Below are 16505 nucleotides of genomic sequence, written 5' to 3'. Positions count from 1 at the left end.
CTTCGACCTGGTCAACGCGCCGGTCGGCCTGATCACCGACCCGGCGCAGATCAACGCCGCCGGCCCCGGCGACCTGGACGACAAGAACGTCACCACGCTGTCGCTCGAAGTGCACCGTGATTGCCTGACCACCACGGCCGGCGCCGCCGCGGACAATCCCGCGGCCGTCATTGGCGGCTGGACCTCGGCCAGCCTGCGCCAGGGCCGCCTGCTGTCGGGCTCGCCGAAGAACACCGCGCTCGAGAACGCGTCGCTCAACGCCGGCCCGTGGACACAGGTCTCGCGCCTGGGCATGCCCCTGGTCAACGAAGTGGTCATCGGCCTGAAGGACAAGGACCGTTTCAACGCGTCCGAGCCCAAGGGCGACGCCCAGTTCGCCGGCTATGTCACCAACCCGACGCTGCCGGTGCTGCTCGATGCCGTGCTGAGCCTGGGCGGTGCCGCGCCGACCAACGCAGGTCGCGTCGATCTGCAGACGGTGTTCCTCACCGGCATCGCCGGCGTGAACCAGATGGCCAAGGTGACCGCCTCGGAAATGCTGCGCCTGAACACCGCGATCGAACCGGTGGCGTTCGCCAGCCAGAACCGGCTGGGCATCGTCGGCAACATCCTGGCCACGGGCAGCGACAACGCGGGCTTTCCGAACGGCCGCCGGCCGAAGGACGACATCGTCGACATCTCGCTGATCGCGGTGATGGGCGGGCTGTGCATGGCCAACGGCGACGCGAACGCGCTGGGCTTCGGCGCCGAGTGCAAGCCCTCGGCCGTGCCGCTGGGCGCCACTGCCTTCCAGCTGCACGACGCCGTCGACCAGGCCGCCGCGGCCGCATCGTTGTCGACGAGCTTCCCGTACCTCGCCACGCCGATCGGCGGGGCGAACTGATCCCAAGGAGCCTCCCATGACGATTTCACGCATCCATGGCGTCCTCCTCGCCGCAGTCGCCAGCCTCGCGCTCGCCGCCTGCGGCGGCGGCGGGGGCAGCGACCGGGACGACACGCCCGCCGGCGGCCCGGACGCACCGCCCGCCAGCGCCGGCGCAAGCAGCGAAGGCTTTCTCGCCTTCATCGCCTCGCTGGCGGACGGCATGTTCGATCGCTCCGAGCCCTACGACGTGAGCATGTTCGACGCACCGGCCAGCGACGAAACCGCGCCGCCGATCGCCACGTCGATCGACCAGTAAGCCGCGGCGTTCAACGCCAAGCTTCGCCGCCCGCCACCGCGCTGCCCTCGGGCATTCGCGATGGCGGGCGGTTCTCATTGCGGCCTCCTACACTTTGCAGCCATGACCTCTATCCGTTTCATCGGCGCGCTCGCATGCGCCGGTCTCGTTGGCATGAGTGCGCTCATCGCACAGGCCGAACCCCTGCGCCCGGCCGGCGACGACGAGATCGTCGAGACCCTGCCCACGCTCGGCGGCTTCGCCCGCGAACAGCGCGAAATGCGCCGCAAGCTCGCGCAGCAGCCGCGCGATGCGGCCACTGCGCTGGCGCTGTCGAGAAGCACCCTGGCGCGCGCACGCATCGAGGGCGATGCGCGCCTGGCCGGCCAGGCTTTGGGCGTGCTGGGCGCTTGGGACGGCGACGCCAATGCGCCCGTCGAGATCCGCCTGCAGCGCGCCACCTTGCGCCAGCACCTCCACGAATTCGACGCCGCCGTGCAGGAGCTCGAAGCGGTGCTCCGCGTCGCGCCCCGCCATCCGCAGGCGCTGCTGACGCTGGCCACCATCCACCGCGTGCAGGGCCGCTACAAAGAGTCCAACTCCGCCTGCGAGCGACTTACCGAGGCCGGCCAGCCGCTCTATGCACGCGCCTGCCTGGCCGAGAACCAGGCGCTCGGCGGCGAGGTCGCGGCGGCCCGCAGCGAGTTCGAGGCGCTTTTGAAGGCCCAACCCGGCGATGCCGGCTGGGCCTCATGGATCCGCACCAGCCTGGGCGAGCTGGAACAGCGCGCCGGCCGGCCCGAGGCCGCCATTGCCCAACTGCGCGCGGCGCAGAAAGCCGGGGCCGATCCCTACAGCCGTCTGGCGCTGGCCGACGTGCTCATCGAAGCCGAGCGCTGGCCCGAAGCGCAGGCACTGCTGGTCGACGCTGGCGACAGCGAGGCCGCGCTGCTGCGCCATGCCATCGTCGAGCGGGCCTTGCGCAGCGACGAAGCGGCGAAGCTGCAGCGCACCTTGTCCGCTCGCTACGAGCAGGCTGCCCTGCGACCCGAAGCAGCCGCCGTGCATGCGCGCGAACGTGCTCGCTTCGCGCTGGAGGTGGAGGGCAACCCCGAGCGCGCGCTCGCTCTGGCCCGCGCGAATTTGCAGATGCAGCGCGAGGCCATCGACTTCGTCGTCATGCACCGAGCGGCGCTCGCGGCCGGCGACGCGGCCGCGCAGGCCGAGGTCGCCGCGCTGGCCGAGCGCATCGGACTGCACGATGTACGGCTGAGCACGACGGGAAGCACGTCATGAAGTCCCTGGCATTGCGACCGGCGCGCGCACCGGAAAGCCGAATCCCGAAGGAGGCATCGGAAATGCGGAACGCGCCAGTTGCGCCAGGCCAGCACAGGGTTAGCCGGCGCCTGCAAATGCCTGCCTGGCGCGCGCGCTGCGCTGCGCTGCTGGCGCTGCTCGCCGCCGCACCGGCCGCCCTGGCCCATCAGGCCAGCGACGCCTACCTGCGCGCCGCCGCCGATGACAAGGGCCAACTCGTCTTCCAAGCCGACGTAGCGCTGCGCGATCTCGACGTCGCCCTCGCGCTGGACGCCGATGCCGACGGCCGGCTGAGCTGGGGCGAAGTGCGCCGCCGCGAGGCCGAGATCGCCGACCACGTGGCCGCGCACCTGCAGCTCGAGCCGGCCCGCTGCGCGCTGCAGCGCGATGCCGCACAGCCGCTCGCGCTCGACCGCAAGGCCGACGGCGTCTATGCCGTGCTGCACTTCACCAGCGACTGCGCCGCAGCGAGCGCGCCGAGCCTCGCCTACGGCCTGTTCCGCGACATCGATCCCACGCACCGCGGCCTGTTGCAGGTGCTGGGTCCCGACGGCCAGCCGATCGCCCGGCTGCGCAGCCTGGCGCCGGGAGGCGCGCCCGTGCGGCTGGCGCGTGCGCCGAATACCGGCTCAGGGGCGGCCGGGGTGCCCGACCCGACAGCGGAGCAGGCACGGTCAGCACCCGGGGCCAGGCCCGCAGAGGAGCCGGCGGCGCTCGCAGTGGCCAACGTGCGCAGCATCCCCGATCTGTCGGCCGCCGACGCGCCCGCCTCGTCCGGCGCACGGCCCGCCGACGAAGCTCCCACCGGCGGCTTCTTCGGCGAAGGCCTGCACCACATCCTGATCGGTGCCGACCACGTGCTCTTTCTCATCTGCCTGCTGCTGCCCCTCGCCCTGGGCCGCGACGCGCAGGGCGGCGTGGCGCGGGGCCGCGCGCTGTGGCTGCCCCTCGTGGCGCTGGTGACGGCCTTTACCGTGGCGCACTCCATCACGTTGGGCCTGGCCGCCTGGCGCGTGCTGGCCGTGCCGCCGAGCGTGATCGAGCCGCTCATTGCACTGACCATCGCCATCGCCGCGGCCGACAACCTGTGGCCCGTGCTCGGGCGGCGGCGCGTGCTCGCGGCCTTCGCGTTCGGGTTGATCCACGGCTTCGGCTTCGCCGGTCCGCTGATCGAGCTCGACCTGCCGCCGCTGACCATGGCCGGGGCGCTGCTGCTGTTCAACCTGGGCGTCGAAGCCGGTCAGCTGATGGTGGTGGCCCTCGCCGTCCTGGTGCTGGCCCCTCTGCGGGGGCGCCCCGCCGCGCAGGGGTGGATGCGCGGCGGCTCGATCGCAGCCGGCCTGCTGGCGCTGGTGTGGCTGGGCGAGCGGCTGCTCGATGTGAAGGTTCTCCCGGTGTAGCCCTGGGGAAAGCAGAGCGCGCGGCTTTAGCGCAAAGCGTGCCGCGGGTCTTGAGAAGCGCGTAGCATCAACCGCGCCGCCAGTGCCTTGGCAACCTCGGGGGGTGGGGCGACGTACTGTTGCCCCTTGCCGTCGAACCGCGAGGAACGCGTTGCAGTGTCAACCGGCAGTCACCATCGACAGGAAGTGATACGCAGCGCCCTGCTGCGCGTGGCCGGCGCACGCTCCGATGCGCAGGCGGTGGCCCATGCCTCGGTCGCGACCTGGCAGCGCGTGGCCTCGCAACTGGTGTCGGTCATCGGCGACGGCGGCGTCGAAGCGCTCTACACCCGCAGCCTGAGCCTGCAGCGCATTCCCCGGCCTGCGACGGATGGGACGGCGCAGCCCCTTTCGGAGCCGGCGCCTTTCATCGCCGTCAAGCTGAGCCTGGAACGCCGCGAGGCGGCCGAAGCCCTGGAGGCCAGCGTTGCGCTCCTCGACACCTTCATCACATTGCTGAGCAACTTGATCGGCGAAGGCCTGACAGACCGCCTGCTGAACCCTGTCTGGGCCGACAGGCGCACCGACGAGCCCGCACAGGAGAACAAGACATGACTGAAAAAGTGACCATCCGGTGCCTGCCGACCGGCGTGCCGGGGCTCGACGACCTTCTCGGCGGCGGCATTCCCGAGTTCTCCTTCAACCTGATCGCCGGCTCGCCGGGCTGTGGGAAGACAACGCTGGCGCATCAGTTGATGTTCGGCCTGGCCACCCCCGAGCGGCCCGCCGTCTACTTCACCGTGCTCGGCGAGCCGCCGCTCAAGATGCTGCGTTACCAGCAGCAGTTCAGCTTCTTCGATTTCGAGCGCATCAACGCCTCGGTTCGCTTCATCAACTTGACCGAGGAGGCGATGAGCGGCAAGTTCGACGTCGTGCTGGCCCGCATCGTCGCCGAGGTCGAGGCTTCCTCGCCGGCGCTGGTGTTCGTCGATTCCTTCCGTTCGGTCAACGAGGCGGCGAAAGACAACTCCAAGCAGACCTCCAGCCTGCAGCAGCTCGTGCAAAAGCTCGGCATGCGGCTGACCGGCTGGCAGACCACCTCCTTCCTGGTCGGCGAGTATTCGCTGGCCGAGAGCGACACCAACCCGGTCTTCACCGTGGCCGACGGCCTGCTGTGGATGACGCAAAGCGTGCACCGCAACTCCATGGTGCGCAAATTGCAGGTCATGAAGATGCGCGGCAGGGCGCAGATTCCCGGCCTGCACACCTTTCGCATCAGCGACGAAGGCATCCGGGTGTTCCCGCGCGTCATCCTCGGCGGCGATCCGACCGATACGCCGCCGGGCGAGAGCCGGCTCTCCATGGGCGTGCCGCTGCTCGACGAGATGCTCGGCGGCGGCGTGCCCTCCGGCTATTCGATGCTCATCGCCGGGCCGGCCGGCTCAGGCAAGACCATCCTCACGACCAGCTTCCTGATGGAGGGCGCGCGGGTCGGCGAGAACGGTGTCATCGCGTCTTTCGAAAAGCGGCCGCGTCAGTCGCACAGCCGCAGGCTCGACGAGTTGGTCGAAGCCGGGCAGCTCGCCATCATCGACACCCGCGCGCTCGACCTGTCGATCGACGAGACCCTGTACGAGCTCACGGTGCAGATCAAGCGCCTGAAAGCCAAGCGGGTGGTGATCGATTCGCTCTCCGGCTTCGAGCTGGCACTGGCGCCGACCTTCCGCGAGGACTTCCGCGAGTCGCTCTACCGCATGGTCGCGGTGCTCACGGGCATGGGCGTGACGGTGCTCATGACGTCGGAGATGGAGGACCGCTACGACGACCTGCGCTTTTCGCCCTACGGCAACGCCTTTCTCACCGACGCGATCATCGTGCAGCGCTACGTCGAAGTAGGCAGCCGCCTCGAGCGCGTGATGGCGGTCGTGAAGGTGCGCGCCAGCATGCACAGCAGGGAGCTTCGGCTGTTCGACATCGACAAGGACGGCATCGTCATCGGCGACGCGCTGCCCGGCTACGAGGGCCTGCTCTCGGGGCAGCCGACACGCAGCACGCGAGACGGAAGAACATGAACTCCGGCGCCCGCGACGGAGCAGGGGAAGACGCCCTGCGCGCTCGTGGAGAAGCGCTGCGCCTGCGCGAGGAGCATGTCTTGCGGCGCGAGACGACGGCGGACTCGGACGAGGCCCTGGTGCTGACGCAAGCCGATCGGCTTGCCGAGCGCGCACTGCAGATCCGCGAGGCCAACGAACGGCTGGTGATCGCATCGCTGCACTCGCAGGAACTCACCGAGGTCGCCGAGCAGGCCAATGAGCGCAAGGACGACTTCCTGGCGATGCTTTCGCACGAACTGCGCAACCCGCTGGCGCCGATCCGCAACGCAGTCGCCATCCTGGGCCTCGTCTCGCACGCGGAGCCGCGCCTGCCCTGGATCCATGCTGTGATCGACCGTCAGGTCGCGCAGTTGACGCGGCTGCTCGACGACCTGCTCGACGTGGCCCGCGTGCGCAGCGGCAAGCTCGTCCTTCAACGGCGCCCGGTCGCCGCACGCGAGTTCATCGAGCAAGCCGCCGAGAGCTGCCGCCCGCTGGCCGAAGCGCGCCGCCAGCAATTCACGGTGGCGCTGCCCGCGGAGCCGGTCTATGTCGATGGCGATCCGACGCGGCTGACGCAGGTGTTCGCCAATCTGTTCAGCAACGCCGTCAAGTACACCCACGAAGGCGGCACCGTTGCCGTGAGCGCACAGGCCGTCGAGCAGACGCTGGTAGTGCGCGTGCAGGACAACGGCCGCGGCATCGCCCCCGAGGCCCAGGCGCGCATCTTCGAGCTGTTCACGCAGGAAGACCACTCGCTCGCTCACGCACAGGGCGGCCTGGGCATCGGCCTGTCGCTGGTGCGCCGGCTGGTCGAACTGCATGGCGGCACGGTCGCGGTCGCGAGCGACGGGGAGGATCGGGGCAGCGAGTTCGTCGTCGCGCTGCCGCTGCTGCAGGGACAACTGCCCGCAGTCCCGGCCGAGCTGCAATCACGCCCCGCGGCGCGGCGCGGCATGCGCATCGCGGTGATCGAAGACAACGTGGATGCCAACGACAGCCTGAACGTCTTGCTGACCCTCGTCGGTCACGAGGTTTTTTCGGCCTACGACGGCACCTCGGGCGCGTCCCTCGTGCTCGAGAGCCGGCCGCAGATGGTGCTGTGCGACATCGGGCTGCCCGGCATGGACGGTCTGGCGGTGGCCACGTATTTGCGCGAGGAGATGAGGGAGGCCTTGCCCTTGATGGTCGCCCTCACCGGCTACGGGCAGACCGACGATCGCGCGCGCGCCCTGGCCGCAGGTTTTGCCTTGCATTTGACGAAGCCGGTCGATACGCAGGCGCTGCTCGCGCTGATCGACGGATTGGCCGACCGCCTCGCCGGCGTTTCGCACTGAAGCGTCGGCAGCGACGGCGCAGCGCGGCTGCGGCGCGCGCCCCAGTTCCGAAAAAACCCGGTCGCCGATTCACCGCCACACGGTGTGCACGAGCGTGTTGGCGACGATGTCGCGGATCTCGCGCCACACCGCGCGCGTGGCCAGAGTGCCGGGATGATGGCTGGACGTCGCCAGCGACAGCGTGCGCGGCACCGACGGCTTGACCAGCCGCACCGCGCTCATCGCGCCTTGCGCCAAATCCTCGTGCACCAACTGGCGTGGCAGCACGGTGTGCAGGCCGCCCTGCAGGACGAGGGCCTTCATCGTCAGCATCGAATCGGCCTCAGCCGCCACGCGCAACTGCACCCCCGTGCGCCGGCACACCTGATCCAGCGCCACACGCAGGCCGTTGGGCTTGGAGGCCAGCACCAGCGGCAGCTCGGCCAGCGACTTGAAGGCGAGCTCTCGCGTGTGCTTGCCGAAGGCCCCGGGCGGCCCGACAACGAGGCTGTCCACCGTGCACAAGCGCTCCTCGCCGTGGTGATGCAGCCGGCCGTAGCGGTTGATCACGGCCAGGTCCAGCTCGCCGCGTGTGAGCGGCTCCTCCAGGGCATTGCCGAAGCCCTCGACGAAATGAAGACGCACGCGCGGGAAACGTTCGGCGACACGCTGGTAGAGCAGCCCCACCAGCGGCCAGATGGCCGCCGGCACGACGCCGACGCGAACGAGACCATGGGGCTGGTCCCCCAGCTCACCCGCCTCGATGGCGGCGCGCTGCATCTCGGCGAGCGATGAGCGCAGGCGCGGGGCCAGCAGCCGACCGGCGGGAGTCAGGGCCACGCCGCGGCCGGTGCGCTCGAAGAGGCCATAGCCGAGCTCCGCCTCGAGCGCCTTGACGTGCCGGCTCACCACCGACTGTGCGACCTCCAGTTGTGCCGACGCGCGCGAAATGTTGCCGGCCTCGGCGACGGCAAGGAAGGCTTCGATGCGACGCAGGTTCATGGGCTTTCCTCGTATGCCTGAAAAGCATATCTGAAATGTCGGGGGATATCTTTTTGGCAAGTTGGTCCGGCTTCTACATTGGGCGGCTCCTGTCACGCCTTCAGACACCGACCTCATGCACGACTCCTCGATCGATCGCCTCGCCGCCCCGCGCGCGGCGTGGCTGAAGCGGCTGCTCCCGGCCGGCGTACCGCTGCTCTGGTGCCCGCTGCTGACGCACTACACCGCCGAGGGCGCCCTGGACACCGCGCGGGCAAGCCGCCACCTCGCCTTCCTGCAGGATTCGGTCAAGGGCTACCTCGTTCCCGGCTCCACCGGCGACGGGTGGCAGCTCGACGATGCGCAAGTGCGCGAACTGCTCGAGTTCACGCTCGACCAGGCTCGCGAGCGCCGCACCAGTGTGCTCATCGGCGTGCTGGCCACGAGCACCGACGACGTGCTTCGCAAGCTCGAAGACACCATGGCGTGGCTGCGCCGCAGGACCAAGGCAACGAGCGACGAGGACTGCCTGCGCCAGTCATCGGTCTGCGGCTTCACGGTGTGCCCGCCGAAAGGCCGCGAGCTCACGCAGGCGCAGATTCATGACGCGCTCGAGCGCGTGCTGGCCACCGGCCTGCCGATCTCGCTGTACCAGTTGCCGCAGATCACCGAAAACGAGATGAGCGCGGACACCGTGGCGAAACTCGCGCGCAATCACGAGAACTTCCTGCTGCTCAAGGACACCAGCGGCGAGGACCGCGTGGCTGCGGCGGGCTTTCGCGAAGCCTTCCTCGTGCGCGGCGCGGAAGGCGGCTACGCACGGCACCTCGCGCTCGGCGGCGGCGCCTACGACGGTCTTCTGCTGAGCACCGCGAACTGCTTCGGGCCGCAGTACGCCGAGATGATCGAGCACCTTCGGCAGGACCGCACTGCGCCGGCGCAGGCGCTTTCGGGTCGCATCGAGCGCGTGGCCGACGAGGTCTTCGCTGCTGCGGCCAAGCTGCCTTACGGCAACGCCTTCACCAACGCCAACAAGGCGCTCGACCACTTCATGGCGCACGGCCCACAGGCGCGTGAGATTGCCGGCCCGCGGCTGCACTCGGGACACCGCCTGCCCGACGAGCTGATCGACCTCGCCGGCAACGCGCTCGACCGCCACGGCCTGATGCCGGCCCGGGGCTATCTCGACAATTGACTGCCGCCCGGCCCCGAGGCCTTCTCGCTCCCACCACCCCTTCTTGCATCGAATTCCAGGACTCACGCATGCCCCAGACTCCTTCCGCGATCGACCGTGCATTGCGCATCCGCGAGGTCAAGGCTTTCCCGATCTCCTTCCCCATCGCCCCCGAGAACAGTGTCGCCCTGGGCATGGGCCGCGCCGTGAAGAAGGACGCGGTGGTGGTCAAGGTCACCACCGAAGGCGGTCTCGTCGGCTGGGGCGAGGCGCATCACGGCAAGGCCCACACCGCAGTCGCTCAGCTCATCAACACCACGCTGCGCCAGCTCGTCCTCGGCATGGACGCCAGCGACGTGGTCGGCGTGTGGAACCGCATCTACTGGAAGCAGCTCGCCAGCCACGGCGTGGGCGCCGGCTGCGCGATGGCGATGAGCGGCATCGACCTGGCGCTTTGGGACATCCGCGGCAAGGCCGTGGGCTGGCCGCTGTACAAGCTGCTCGGCGGCTCGGCGCGGCCGGTGCCCGCCTACGCGGGCGGCGTATCGCTCGGCTTTCAGGATCCGTCGGCGCTGATCGACGAAGCGCGCCCGCATATCGAGGCCGGCTACAAGGCGGTCAAGCTGCGAGTGGGCGACACGCCGGCGCGCGATCTGCAACGAGTGAAGGCGGTGCGCGAGGCGCTCGGCGACGACATCGCGATCCTGGTCGACGCCAACACCGGCTACGACGTGAACGACGCGCGCCAGGTCATGCCCGGCTTCGACGCACTGGGCGTCGGCTGGCTCGAGGAGCCGTTCGCTCCGCACGACATCCGCAGCTACAAGCTGGCCCGCGGATTCGGCCGCGTGCCCCTGGCCGCGGGCGAGAACCACTTCACCCGCTTTGAGTTCAACCGCGTGATCGAGGACGGCGACATCACCATCCTGCAGCCCGATCTGTCCAAGGCCGGCGGCATCACCGAGATGCTGCGCATCGCCGCCATGGCCTCGGCCTACAAGCTGCCGATCAACCCGCACACCTGCATGACCGGCATCAACATGGCCGCGTCGATCCACTTCCTCGCCGCCATCGACAACGGCGGCTACTTCGAAGGCGACGTGTCGAAGAACAACCTCTATCGCGACCAGCTCACCAGCTCGCCGTTCAAGGTCGATGCCGATGGCAACGTGCGCCCGCTCGAAGCCCCGGGCATCGGCGTCGAGATCGACGAGAGCTTCCTCGCGGCCTACCCGCCGATCGAGGGCCCGGGCTACATCTGATTCGCACTGCCTTCAACGCAGCCCCCCGCAGCAACCACGGAAACCTCCATGAAACTCCTGCACCGCATCACCCTTCCCGCGCTCCTGACCGCCCTGCTGTTCGCCGCCGCGGGCACTGCCCAGGCACAAGCGCAGAGCTACCCGGACAAGCCCATTCGCATCATCGTTCCCTACCCCCCGGGCGGCTTCAACGACACCCTCGCGCGCACGGTCGGCGCCAAGCTGCAGGACGGCTGGGGCCAGACGGTGACGGTCGAGAACCGCCCCGGCGGCGCCACCCTCATCGGCACCGACGCGGCGGCCAAGTCCGCGCCGGACGGCTACACGCTGTTCATCACGCCCTTCGCCTTCGCGGTGAACCAGAGCATCTTCAAGAAGCTGCCCTACGACCCGATCAAGGACTTCGCGCCGATCACGCTGGCGGCATCGACGCCCAACCTGCTGGTGCTGTCGCCCACGGTACCGGCCAACTCGGTGAAGGAACTCATCGCGCTGGCCAAGAGCAAGCCCGGCTTCCTGAGCTACGCCTCCACCGGCATCGGCTCGTCGAACCATCTGTCGATGGAGTTGTTCAAGCAGATGGCGGGCGTGGACATCGTGCACGTGCCCTACAAGGGCAGCGGCCCGGCGGTGACCGACCTGCTCGGCGGCCAGGTGGGCTTGATGTTCGACAACGTTCCCAACATCATCCAGCACGTCAAGGCGGGCAAGCTCAAGGCGCTGGCGGTGACCACCCCGAAAGCCTCCCCGCATGCGCCCGGCGTGCCCACGGTCGCCGAGTCCGGCGTGCCGGGCTACGAGGTCGAGGTCTGGTTCGGCTTCGCGGCGCCCGCCGGCACGCCGCAGCCCATCCTCGACAAGCTCAACACCAAGATCGTCGAGATCCTCAACATGCCGGACGTGAAGGCCAAGTTCGCTGGCCAGGGCGTCGATGTGATCGGCAGCACGCAGGCGGAGTTCGCGGCGCACCTGACCCGGCAGTCGGCAATGTGGGCGAAGGTGGTGCGGGATGCGGGCGTCACCCCCGAGTGACTTTCAGCGAACGCCCCAGCGGCCCGGCGTGTCGTGCGGTGAAAGCCGCAGCAAGGACCGGAGCGATGACGTGACGCGCCCCCGGGTGCTGCTGGCCGGGCCGATCGATCCTTCGGGCGAGCGGATCATCGCCACGCGCGCCGACATCGTGGCCGCGCCGGACGTGCGGCCCGAAACGCTTCGCCGCCTCGTCGCCGATGCCGACGTGCTGGTCGTGCGGGCGCAATTGCCAGCCGACGTGTTCGACCATGCGCCGCGCCTGCGCGGCGTGGTGCGGCACGGAGTTGGGCTCGACATGATCCCGATGGAAGCGGCCAGCGCCCACGGCATCCCGGTGGCCAACGTGCCTGGCTCCAACCGCGACGCGGTCGCCGAACACGTGCTGACGTGCTTCGGCCTGCTGACGCGCCACACGCAGCGCATGGACCGCAGCCTGCACGAGTCGGGATGGGGCGCGAGCCGCAAGCTCGCCGAGCGCGCCACCGAACTGAACGGCCAGACCGTGGGCATCGTCGGCGTGGGCAGCATCGGCCTGCGCATCGCGGAGATCTGCCACTTCGGTTATCGCATGACGGTGCTCGGCCACCAGCGCCGGCTCGATGCCCTGCCGGCCTTCATCGAAGGCGCAGCGCTCGATGATCTGCTGGCACGCAGCGATTTCGTGGTGCTCAGTTGCCCGCTGAACGCGGCCACGCAGGGCCTGATCGACGCGCGCCGGCTGGCACTGATGAAGCCGGGCGCATTCCTCGTCAACGTGGCGCGCGGGGCGGTGATCATCGAGGCCGCGCTGATCGCGGCGCTGCGCGGAGGCCGCCTGGCCAGCGCGGCGCTCGACGTGTTCGAGACCCAGCCGCTCACGCCGCAGCATCCGCTGCTGGCCCTGGACAACGTGCTGCTCACCCCGCACGTCGCCGGGCTCACGGCACAGAGCATGGCCCGGATGAGCCAGGGCACCGCCGAAGAGGTGCTGCGGCTGCTGGCGGGCGACCGGCCCGTGAACCTCGTCAACCCGGAGGTCTGGGAGCGCCGCCGGCGCTGACCTGCCGACAAGCGCGCGAGCGCTCGCGACTGCTGCCAGCGAGGCCGCAAAGAGCGAATCGAACGGTCGTTCTATTTTTTACCCTCGCCGATAGAATTCGGGCCCGAACGACAGCCCGACAGCGAGGACTCATCCCATGACGCCGCAAGCGATGCTCGAGCAGTACGGCCCGCGCGAAACGATGGAATACGACGTGGTAGTGGTCGGCGCCGGCCCCGGCGGCCTGGCCACCGCGATCCGCCTGAAGCAACTGGCCGTCAAGCAAGGCAGAGAAATTGCGGTCGTCGTGCTCGAGAAGGGTTCCGAGCCGGGCGCGCACATTCTCTCGGGTGCCATCATCGATCCGCGGGCCATGAGTGAGCTGTTCCCGAACTGGCAGGAACTCGGTGCGCCGTTGGGCCAAGCCGTCAGCGTCGACCGTTTCCTTTTTCTCAGCGAAACCGGTGCGAAGACGACGGCCGATTTCTTCCTGCCCGATTGCTTCAAGAACCACGGCAACTACATCGCCAGCCTGGGCAACGTCGTACGCTGGCTGGCTCAGCAGGCCGAGGCGCTGGGCGTGGAGATCTTCCCCGGCTTCGCTGCGGCTGAGGTGCTCTACAACGACGACGGCTCCGTCAAGGGCGTGGCCACCGGCAACCTCGGCGTCGGCAAGGATGGCGAGCCGACGGCGAGCTTTCAGCTCGGCATGGAACTGCATGCCAAGTACACCGTGTTCGCCGAAGGCTCGCGTGGGCACCTCGGCCGACAACTGATCGCCAAGTTCAAGTTGGCGGAAGGTTGCGACCCGCAAAGCTACGGCATCGGCTTGAAGGAGCTGTGGGAGGTCGAGCCCTCGCGGCACCGCCCGGGCCTGGTGGTCCACACCGCCGGCTGGCCGCTCGATGACAACACCTATGGCGGCTCCTTCCTCTATCACGCCGAAGACAACAAGGTCGCACTCGGCTTCGTGGTCGGCCTGGACTACAGCAACCCGTGGCTCAGCCCCTTCGAGGAGTTCCAGCGCTGGAAGACGCACCCCGAGATCCGCAAGTACCTCGAAGGCGGCAAGCGCCTGGGCTACGGCGCGCGCTCCATCACGGCGGGCGGCATCCTCAGCCTGCCGAAAACGGTATTCCCCGGCGGCGCGCTTGTCGGCTGCGAAGCCGGCTACCTCAACGCAAGCCGCATCAAGGGCAGCCATGCCGCCATCAAGACCGGCATGCTGGCGGCTGAAGCCGCCTTCGAGGCCGTGGGCGCCGGCCGCAAGCACGACGAACTCAGCGCCTACCCGGCTGCGTTCGAGCGGAGCTGGCTGCGCGATGAACTGCTGTTGTCGAAGAACTTCAAGCAGTGGTTCAAGAAGGGCCGCCTCGTCGCCACGCTGATGACCGGCATCGAGCAATGGCTGTTGCCCAAGCTCGGCGTCAAGACACCGCCGTGGACCCTGCATTGCAGCAAGCCGGATCACCAGTCCCTGCGCTCGGCGTCGCAAAGCCCGCGCATCACCTATCCCAAGCCCGACGGCAAGCTCAGCTTCGACAAGCTCTCCTCGGTGTTCATCAGCAACACCAACCACGAGGAGAACCAGCCCGCGCACCTGACCTTGAAGGACGCGCGCATTCCGGTGGTAACCAATCTCGCGCTCTACGCGGGCCCCGAGTCGCGCTACTGTCCGGCCGGCGTGTACGAATACGTCAAGACCGAACAGGGCGCCGACCGCCTGCAGATCAACGCGCAGAACTGCGTGCACTGCAAGACCTGTGACATCAAGGACCCGACGCAGAACATCGTCTGGGTCACCCCCGAAGGCGGCGGCGGGCCGAACTATGCGGGGATGTAGCGCACGAAGCGGCTAAGAGGGGCCCCATGCGAAGCATGGGGATCGACGGCGGAGTGCAACGGCGAGTGCAGTGGGCTCGATGCCCACAGTCGCTGCGGGTGCCACCAGGCAACCGCCTGGAGCCGCTGAAGGGTAGCCGCAAGGGCCAGTCGAGCATCCGCGTCAATGACCAGTGGCGAATCTGCTTTCGCTGAAAGGACACCACCGCGTTGGACGTGAAAATCGTGGACTATCACTGACCCGAAAGGGTCATCTTTTCGTGGAGTGGTCAAGATGAGCATCGCACTCAACGAACTGAAGCATGGGAGCCTCAAGGGCGTCACTACCGGTCGCAAGCTTGCCGCAGTGCACCCCGGATCGGTGCTGCTTGCCGAATTCATCGAACCGATGGGGATCACGCGCTACCCCGTGGCGAAAGCAATGGGTGAGCAGCAGCGGCGGATCGACGATATTTGCACGGGCGAGCGCGGAATCACAGCCGATACCGCGGTACGACTGGGTATGACGTTCGGTATCGACCCGCGGTTCTGGCTGAACCTTCAAGCGCAGTACGACATCGAGGTGATCCAACGCGACCAGGGTGAGCAACTGGCTCGTGAGATTCGTGCTCTGGCCGCATGAGCCTGTGCGTGAGTGGCTCAGAAAATCAAACCTCCGAGCCCCAGCACGACCGCCAGTCCGATCAGAAAGATGATGAGGATGATCCAGCCGATGATCTTCATGCGCGCTCCGCTTTCGAAAGTTCGAGAAGCGTTGTCTAGGCAAGCGGTATGCCCGAGAGCGCGAGAGCGCAGACGCGGTTTTACTTCAAGGCGGCGTCCACCAGCCCGGCCACGGCACCCAGCGGCTGAAGTTGCTCCTTCTTCAGGCCGTGCCGCTCGTAGAAATCGGTGCTGTTGACGGCCACCTGAACCTTGCCGCCGACTTCCTGCCAGACCAGCGCCTTCATCGGCAGATCGATGCCCATCGAAGGTGCGGCCTGCATCAGCGGCGTGCCGCCCTTCGGGTTGCCGAAGATCAGCAGCACCGTGGGCGGCAACTTCATGCCGGCCTTGGCCGCCGCAGCCGCATGATCGACCTTGGCGACCATCGTCAATCCGCGCGCTTCGATCGCTTTTTCCAGTCGCTGCACCGTTTCGGCATGCGTGTGCGGGCTCGCGGTCTGCGTGAGCATCGACTGCGCAATCACCGTGGCTGGCAGAGCCAAAACGAGTGCGAACGCGGCGGCACTGCTGGCAAACTTGAAGGTCATGGCGGGGCTCCAATGAACGTCGAAGGGTCGGAGGGCTCGTACCGCTGCATCCTTGCACGAGGCCGATGCCCTTGGTGATTGCCGCCGTCATAGGCGGACGGCAGGCGTTGCAGGCGGGCCGCTTCAACTGCGAGGCTGAGCGCGAGCGCCAGCGCGGCCGTGCGGGCCGTGCCGCCCCGTCCTCCACAATGCTCGCAGCAACTCCGCCGCTTGCCGGCACGCACCTCCTGGAGCCATGAAGCGAGCGCCGCCATGAACGAAGCCGAGGCCCGTCGGGTGCTGCTGGTGCGTGCCTTCGAGACGCCGCCTGCGGCGCCGTGGAGCGACGCCGACGCCGCCTGGGCCAGCCGCGAGGCCTTGCAAACTCTGGGCGAGGAAGCACCGGCGCAGGCCTTGCTCGCGCAACGCGCCGCGCTGGCCAGCGCCAGACTCAGCGAGCGCGAGCCGGCGATCGCCCACGTGCTTAGCGCGAACAGCGGACGGGCCAGCCTGGTGTGGGCACTTCTGCTGCTCGCCCTGCTTGCCGGCCTGGCGCTCGATGCGGTGGGGTCGGGCGAGCGCATCAACATATTGGCGCCGCCATTCGCTGCGCTGATCGTCTGGAACCTGGCGGTCTACGCGGTTCTGGCCGTCCGCGCCCTGCGCCGCCATCGGCCCGACGCCGGCACGACACCGTCC

Annotated in this window: 16 protein-coding genes and 1 pseudogene; 15 read left to right on the top strand and 2 right to left on the bottom strand. The window is 68.5% G+C overall.

Annotated features, from left to right (window positions below):
* The 7 genes from H0W40_RS15445 to H0W40_RS15415 all read left to right on the top strand — a co-directional run.
* Positions 1-883: DUF4331 domain-containing protein (locus H0W40_RS15445; protein WP_292447857.1), on the top strand; the 883-nt coding region annotated here is incomplete at its 5' end.
* Positions 884-899: 16 nt separating this feature from the next.
* Positions 900-1181: a hypothetical protein gene (locus H0W40_RS15440; protein WP_292447855.1), complete on the top strand. Its 282-nt coding sequence runs from the start codon at positions 900-902 to the stop codon at positions 1179-1181.
* Positions 1182-1283: 102 nt separating this feature from the next.
* Positions 1284-2456 (top strand): hypothetical protein, encoded by a 1173-nt coding sequence (locus tag H0W40_RS15435; protein ID WP_292447853.1) that lies wholly within the window; start codon positions 1284-1286, stop codon positions 2454-2456.
* Positions 2457-2572: 116 nt separating this feature from the next.
* Complete coding sequence (locus H0W40_RS15430; RefSeq protein WP_292447850.1) at positions 2573-3877, top strand: HupE/UreJ family protein; 1305 nt, start codon at positions 2573-2575, stop codon at positions 3875-3877.
* Positions 3878-4033: 156 nt separating this feature from the next.
* Complete coding sequence (locus tag H0W40_RS15425) at positions 4034-4471, top strand: hypothetical protein (protein WP_292447847.1); 438 nt, start codon at positions 4034-4036, stop codon at positions 4469-4471.
* The gene (locus H0W40_RS15420) at positions 4468-5928 is read left to right on the top strand and encodes an ATPase domain-containing protein (protein WP_292447845.1); all 1461 of its coding nucleotides are present in this window, start codon (positions 4468-4470) and stop codon (positions 5926-5928) included. The genes H0W40_RS15425 and H0W40_RS15420 overlap by 4 nt, the downstream gene beginning before the upstream one ends.
* Complete coding sequence (locus H0W40_RS15415) at positions 5925-7286, top strand: hybrid sensor histidine kinase/response regulator (protein WP_292447843.1); 1362 nt, start codon at positions 5925-5927, stop codon at positions 7284-7286. The genes H0W40_RS15420 and H0W40_RS15415 overlap by 4 nt, the downstream gene beginning before the upstream one ends.
* Before the next feature lie 69 nt (positions 7287-7355).
* Here H0W40_RS15415 and H0W40_RS15410 read toward each other — a convergent pair whose 3' ends face one another.
* Positions 7356-8267: a LysR family transcriptional regulator gene (locus tag H0W40_RS15410; protein ID WP_292447840.1), complete on the bottom strand. Its 912-nt coding sequence runs from the start codon at positions 8265-8267 to the stop codon at positions 7356-7358.
* A 115-nt stretch (positions 8268-8382) separates the two neighbouring features.
* Here H0W40_RS15410 and H0W40_RS15405 point away from each other — a divergent pair, with 115 nt between their 5' ends.
* From H0W40_RS15405 to H0W40_RS15375, 7 genes are all read left to right on the top strand, one after another.
* Entirely contained in the window at positions 8383-9441 is a 1059-nt protein-coding gene (locus H0W40_RS15405) for a dihydrodipicolinate synthase family protein (RefSeq protein WP_292447837.1), read from the top strand.
* Positions 9442-9509: 68 nt separating this feature from the next.
* Positions 9510-10682, top strand: coding sequence for a mandelate racemase/muconate lactonizing enzyme family protein (locus H0W40_RS15400; protein ID WP_292447835.1), 1173 nt, complete (start codon positions 9510-9512; stop codon positions 10680-10682).
* 48 nt (positions 10683-10730) lie between these two features.
* Positions 10731-11714: a tripartite tricarboxylate transporter substrate binding protein gene (locus tag H0W40_RS15395; protein WP_292447833.1), complete on the top strand. Its 984-nt coding sequence runs from the start codon at positions 10731-10733 to the stop codon at positions 11712-11714.
* A 70-nt stretch (positions 11715-11784) separates the two neighbouring features.
* Positions 11785-12753, top strand: coding sequence for a hydroxyacid dehydrogenase (locus H0W40_RS15390; protein WP_292447831.1), 969 nt, complete (start codon positions 11785-11787; stop codon positions 12751-12753).
* 136 nt (positions 12754-12889) lie between these two features.
* Complete coding sequence (locus tag H0W40_RS15385; protein WP_292447829.1) at positions 12890-14575, top strand: electron transfer flavoprotein-ubiquinone oxidoreductase; 1686 nt, start codon at positions 12890-12892, stop codon at positions 14573-14575.
* 35 nt (positions 14576-14610) lie between these two features.
* On the top strand, positions 14611-14769 hold the full coding sequence (locus H0W40_RS15380; RefSeq protein WP_292447859.1) for a type II toxin-antitoxin system RelE/ParE family toxin: 159 nt from the start codon (positions 14611-14613) through the stop codon (positions 14767-14769).
* A 79-nt stretch (positions 14770-14848) separates the two neighbouring features.
* The gene (locus H0W40_RS15375; RefSeq protein ID WP_292447826.1) at positions 14849-15196 is read left to right on the top strand and encodes a HigA family addiction module antitoxin; all 348 of its coding nucleotides are present in this window, start codon (positions 14849-14851) and stop codon (positions 15194-15196) included.
* Positions 15197-15377: 181 nt separating this feature from the next.
* On the opposite strand, the gene H0W40_RS15370 is transcribed toward H0W40_RS15375, so the two are convergent.
* Positions 15378-15827: a DUF302 domain-containing protein gene (locus tag H0W40_RS15370; protein ID WP_292447823.1), complete on the bottom strand. Its 450-nt coding sequence runs from the start codon at positions 15825-15827 to the stop codon at positions 15378-15380.
* A gap of 252 nt (positions 15828-16079) precedes the next feature.
* On the opposite strand from H0W40_RS15370, the pseudogene H0W40_RS15365 reads away from it, so the two are divergent.
* A pseudogene (locus H0W40_RS15365) lies at positions 16080-16505 on the top strand (hypothetical protein); the annotation flags it as partial.

The organism is Methylibium sp. (assembly GCF_013817345.1).
GTDB lineage: Bacteria > Pseudomonadota > Gammaproteobacteria > Burkholderiales > Burkholderiaceae_C > Methylibium.
The sequence above is the reverse complement of the archived record's forward strand: the minus strand, read 5'-3'. Positions and strand labels throughout refer to the sequence as shown.